The following is a 4,711-nucleotide window of genomic DNA, read 5'->3' as shown; positions in this document are numbered from 1 at the left end:
AGGAACCCCTCCGCGGGGCCGGCGCCCAAGCGCCGCCGCGGCGGGCTCGTCGCGCTGATCGCCGCGGTCGCGCTGGTGGCCGGCATCGCCGGCGGCGCGATCGGCGTCGCGGTCGCGGACGGCGACAACGGCTCCGGCGGCGCCTCGCACAGCAGCACCACGGTCAGCGTCAGCGACAGCCGCAAGGTGACCGACCGGGCGCCCGACTCGGTGGCCGGCATCGCCGCCAAGGCACTGCCCAGCACCGTCACCATCAAGGCCTCCGGCTCGCAGGAGTCGGGGACGGGCACCGGCTTCGTCTTCGACACCGAGGGCCACATCCTCACCAACAACCACGTGGTCGCCCCGGCGGCCAACGGCGGCAAGCTGACGGTCAAGTTCTCCGACGGCTCCTCGTACAGCGCCTCGGTGGTCGGCCGTGCCCAGGGCTACGACGTGGCCGTGGTCAAGCTCGACAACCCGCCGAAGGAGAAGCTCAACCCGCTGCCGCTCGGCGACTCCGACAAGGTCGCGGTCGGCGACGCCACCATCGCCATCGGTGCGCCGTACGGCCTGGAGGGCACCGTCACCACGGGCATCATCAGCGCCAAGGACCGCCCGGTCGCCTCCGGCGACGACACCGGCGCCCAGGCCTCGTACATGAACGCCCTGCAGACCGACGCCTCGATCAACCCGGGCAACTCCGGCGGCCCGCTGCTCAACGCCTCCGGCGCGGTGATCGGCATCAACTCGGCGATCCAGTCCAACACCAGCGGCTCCGGCCGGGCCGGCTCGATCGGCCTCGGCTTCGCCATCCCGATCAACCAGGCCAAGTGGGTCGCCGAGACGCTGATCAAGGACGGCACCCCGGTCTACGCGATCCTCGGCGTGCTGCGCAACGACGACTACAAGGGCGACGGCGCGCAGATCCAGACCGCGGCCGTCCAGGGCACCCCGGCGGTCACCCCCGGCGGCCCGGCCGACCAGGCGGGCCTCAAGGCCGGCGACGTGATCACCAAGCTCGGCGGCATCCCGATCGACAGCGGCCCGACCCTGGTCTCCGAGATCTGGACGCACAAGCCCGGCGAGAAGGTCCAGGTCGAGTACACCCGCGACGGCAAGGCCGCCACGACCACCGTCACCCTCGGCGAGCGCAAGGGCGACAACTGACCCCGGACCCGGAACGGAGTGCACCGAACCGGCTCCGACCCGTTAGGCTGACCCCCGCCAGGAGGGTTGCCCGAGCGGCCTAAGGGAACAGTCTTGAAAACTGTCGTGGCCTCTGGTCACCGTGGGTTCAAATCCCACACCCTCCGCGTGTGAGGAAGAAGTACCTGCTCAGGGCGGGTGCCGACATCGGTCGGCACCCGCCCTTCGCGTTCTCCGCCCCGGGCTGCCGTGCCGGGCCGGCGGGTCAGGGGTTCAGCGCGGGGACGAAGCCGCCGCGGGCCGTGCCGTCGGTGAGGACCGCGGACCAGTCCAGGGTGTTGGGGTCGGCCGGGAGCGCGGGCAGGGACACCACGGCGGCTCCGCCGGCCCGTTCCACGGCCTCGCGCCAGATGCCGAGCGCCTCCAGCGCGGCCGCCGGTTCGGCGATGGCGCCGCCGACCGCGGGGATGAGGCAGCCGGCGTCGCCCGGGCCGTCCAGCAGGCACATCGTCCCCATCGGTGCGACCGACCAGCCCGGGCAGAGCGGCAGCTGGGCGTCCGGGGCGTGCAGCGGCGGCAGCGCGTCGTGGACGGGCGCCCCGTCGAGCAGGAGCAGCGGGGTCTCGGCCGGCACGAAGTGGGCCTTGTCGGGAGGCAGCAGCATGCGGGCCATTGTGGATCACCGCTGGTGGGAGCCGTTCCCCGGGGCGGCGGTAGCCCGGACGGACCGCCCCGCCTTGCCCGCCCGCCGTGCCGGGCCTCCGATGGTGGTGGCACACACCCGGCCCGTACCGTCCTGCCCGCCAGGCCCGGTACCGCCCGAGGACAGGAGCAGCGATGTACCTCCGTACCGTCTACGCCACCGGCGACCCCGCACGCATCGACCAGGTCCTGGACACCATCCGGGCGGAGGCGCCCCGGATGCTGGCGTCCCAGCCCGGCTACCGCGGGTACGGCCTGTTCGCCGACCGCGAGCTCGGCAAGATCGCGATGGGCAGCTGGTGGGAGACCGAGGCGGACCGGGAGAACAGCGACGCGCAGCTGAAGGACAGGCGGGCCGCCCTGCTGGCGCCGTTCGCCGGCACGGTGACCACGGACGTCTGGGAGGCCGTCGTCTTCACCCCGCCGGCGCACGCCGGCCCGGGTGCCGGCTTCCGGATGGTCCGGGTGGACGTCGACCCGGCCGGGGCCGACCGGATGGTCACCGCCTTCCGCGACGGGGTCCTGCCGAAGCTGCAGCAGGTTCCCGGCTTCGGGTCGGCGACCCTGCTGCTGGACCGGGCGTCCGGCCGGGCCTCGGTGGGGGTGCTGTTCGCGGACAAGGCCTCGATGGTGGCCTCGCGCGGCCCGCACGCGGCCATCCGCGGCGAGGGCACCAAGGCCGCGGGCGTGGTCCTGCGGAGCCTGGAGGAGTTCGAGGTCGTCCTGCTGGACCGGCCCGGCACCTGACGCCGCGCGGGGCGCCCCGCGCCCCGTCCCCCGGCCCGGTGGTCCCGGCGTCCCGTACGCCGCGGCCCCGGGTCGCCCGCCGTTCCGCCGCCTCCTTGCCGCCGCCCGCCGGCGGCGGCAGAGTTCGGAACGGACAGGGCACGGCCGATCCGCGCACAACGGGACCGGTCGCGGACGGGCGCGTGGAGGCGGAGGCTGCCATGGGTGATCTGGTCGACCGGTTGGTGCAGGGGCTGCCGGAGGAGTCCGTCGCCACCGACCCGGACGTGGTCGCGGCCTACGCGCACGACATGGCCGGGTTCTGCGAGGCCGGTGTCGCGGCGGTGGTGGTGTTCCCGGAGACGGTGGAACAGGTGCAGCACGTGCTGCGGACGGCCTCCGAGCTGCGGGTTCCGGTCGTCCCGCAGGGCGCCCGCACCGGCCTGTCCGGCGGCGCCAACGCGGTGGACGGCTGCATCGTCCTGTCGATGGTGAAGATGAACCGGATCCTGGAGATCGACCCGGTGAACCGGATCGCCGTCGTGCAGCCCGGCGTGGTCAACGCCGAGCTGTCGCGGGCGGCCGCCGGGCACGGCCTGGCGTACCCGCCGGACCCGTCGAGCTGGGAGTCCTGCACCATCGGGGGCAACATCGGCACCGGCGCCGGCGGGCTCTGCTGTGTGAAGTACGGCGTGACCAGCGAGTACGTGCTCGGCCTCGAGGTCGTCCTGTCGGACGGCCGGCGGCTGGCCACCGGCCGGCGGACGGCCAAGGGCGTCGCCGGCTACGACCTGACCCGGCTGCTGGTCGGTTCGGAGGGGACGCTCGCGGTAGTGGTCGAGGCGGTGGTGGCGCTGCGCCCCGCGCCCGCCCCGCAGCTCGCGCTCGCGGCGGAGTTCCCGAGCACCGCCTCGGCGAGCGCGGCGGTCTGCGCGGTGATGGAGTCCGGCCACGTGCCGTCGCTGATGGAGCTGATGGACACCACGACGGTGCGGGCCGTGAACGCGATGGCCCGGATGGGGCTGCCGGAGGAGACCAGGGCGCTGCTGCTGGTGGCGTTCGACGGCCCGGCGAAGGAGGCCGAGCTGGCGGAGGTGGCCCGGCTGTGCCGGGAGGCCGGGGCGAGCGAGGTGGTGCCGGCCGAGGACGAGGCGGAGTCGGACCTGCTGCTCCAGGCCCGTCGGCTGTCGCTGCCCGCGATGGAGCGGCTCGGCACGACGATGATCGACGACGTGGCGGTACCCCGGTCGCGGCTCGGCGCGATGCTGGACGGCGTCGCGGAGATCGCCGAGCAGGAGCGGCTGACCATCGGGGTCGTCAGCCATGCCGGCGACGGCAACACCCACCCGGTGGTGATCTTCGATGCGGACGACCCGGACGAGGTCGCCCGGGCCAGGGTGTCCTTCGACCGGATCATGGCGCTCGGCCTGGAGCTCGGCGGCACGGTCACCGGCGAGCACGGGATCGGGCTGCTCAAGCGGGAGTGGCTGGCCCGGGAGCTCGGCCCGGTTGCCCTGGAGCTCCAGCGGCAGATCAAGGCGGTCTTCGACCCGCTGGGCATCCTGAACCCGGGCAAGGCGCTCTGAGCACGTGACGACCCGAGGGCCGGACGGCCGCCGCGGGCGGGGGCGCGTACGACGGTGAGCGCGCCCGATGGGGCGTGCGTGCGAGGGACGGTGCGCCGGACGGGAGGGCACGGCCGTCACCGGGTCGGTGCAGGTCGGGCGGGGGTGGCCGTGGTCCGTCCGGTCGGCTGCCGGGTCATGCGTCTGCGCACCGAGAATCACGCCAACGGGCGAACCGCGGGGGTCGCCCTATGCCTTTGTCGATTAATTGCGCCAGCCTGGTGCCCGGCGCCGCGCCCATCGGCCCCGTCGGACGGCGGACCCGCCGGGCGCGCGCCGGACCGGTACACCTGCTCGACGGAGGCCCGAATGACGCGCTCGCACCCCGCCCGCCCGGCCGTCGGCGGCACCCTGACCCACCGGGGGCGCGCGCCCGACCCCCGCTGAGCCGGCCGTGGGCCGACCGCACCGCCGGGCGGGGGCGCCGGGCACACGGGAGCGGCCCGACCGGGCGAGGGCGTCCGGAACGCGGCGGAAAGGGTCGGCCGCGGACGGAAGCGGACATGCGGCGGCGGGCGGGTGCCGGATCG

Annotated in this window: 4 protein-coding genes and 1 tRNA gene; 4 read left to right on the top strand and 1 reads right to left on the bottom strand. The window is 74.7% G+C overall.

Going from position 1 to position 4,711, the window contains the following annotated elements; all coding sequences use genetic code 11:
- Both ACFV0G_RS35555 and ACFV0G_RS35550 read left to right on the top strand, forming a co-directional pair.
- The coding region (locus ACFV0G_RS35555; RefSeq protein WP_380556861.1) for a S1C family serine protease at positions 1 to 1,149 on the top strand (1,149 nt) is incomplete at its 5' end.
- Between the two features lie 60 nt (positions 1,150 to 1,209).
- Positions 1,210 to 1,295, top strand: a tRNA-Ser gene (locus tag ACFV0G_RS35550).
- A gap of 98 nt (positions 1,296 to 1,393) precedes the next feature.
- Here ACFV0G_RS35550 and ACFV0G_RS35545 read toward each other — a convergent pair.
- Complete coding sequence (locus tag ACFV0G_RS35545) at positions 1,394 to 1,792, bottom strand: hypothetical protein (RefSeq protein WP_380556859.1); 399 nt, start codon at positions 1,790 to 1,792, stop codon at positions 1,394 to 1,396.
- Positions 1,793 to 1,965: 173 nt separating this feature from the next.
- Here ACFV0G_RS35545 and ACFV0G_RS35540 point away from each other — a divergent pair, with 173 nt between their 5' ends.
- Both ACFV0G_RS35540 and ACFV0G_RS35535 read left to right on the top strand, forming a co-directional pair.
- Positions 1,966 to 2,577 (top strand): antibiotic biosynthesis monooxygenase, encoded by a 612-nt coding sequence (locus tag ACFV0G_RS35540; protein WP_380556857.1) that lies wholly within the window; start codon positions 1,966 to 1,968, stop codon positions 2,575 to 2,577.
- A gap of 200 nt (positions 2,578 to 2,777) precedes the next feature.
- Complete coding sequence (locus ACFV0G_RS35535) at positions 2,778 to 4,142, top strand: FAD-binding oxidoreductase (protein WP_380556855.1); 1,365 nt, start codon at positions 2,778 to 2,780, stop codon at positions 4,140 to 4,142.
- Positions 4,143 to 4,711: the final 569 nt, after the last annotated feature.

Origin of the sequence: Kitasatospora sp. NPDC059571, from assembly GCF_042735675.1 — a bacterium.
Taxonomy (GTDB): domain Bacteria; phylum Actinomycetota; class Actinomycetes; order Streptomycetales; family Streptomycetaceae; genus Kitasatospora.
Note: the sequence above shows the minus strand (reverse complement) of the source record. Positions and strands in the feature narration are given on the sequence as shown.

Excerpts from the sequence above, each read along its gene's own strand:
- ACFV0G_RS35540 (WP_380556857.1), top strand. The coding sequence starts at position 1,966 with ATGTACCTCCGTACCGTCTACGCCACCGGCGACCCCGCACGCATCGAC.
- ACFV0G_RS35545 (WP_380556859.1), bottom strand. The coding sequence starts at position 1,792 with ATGCTGCTGCCTCCCGACAAGGCCCACTTCGTGCCGGCCGAGACCCCG.
- ACFV0G_RS35535 (WP_380556855.1), top strand. The coding sequence starts at position 2,778 with ATGGGTGATCTGGTCGACCGGTTGGTGCAGGGGCTGCCGGAGGAGTCC.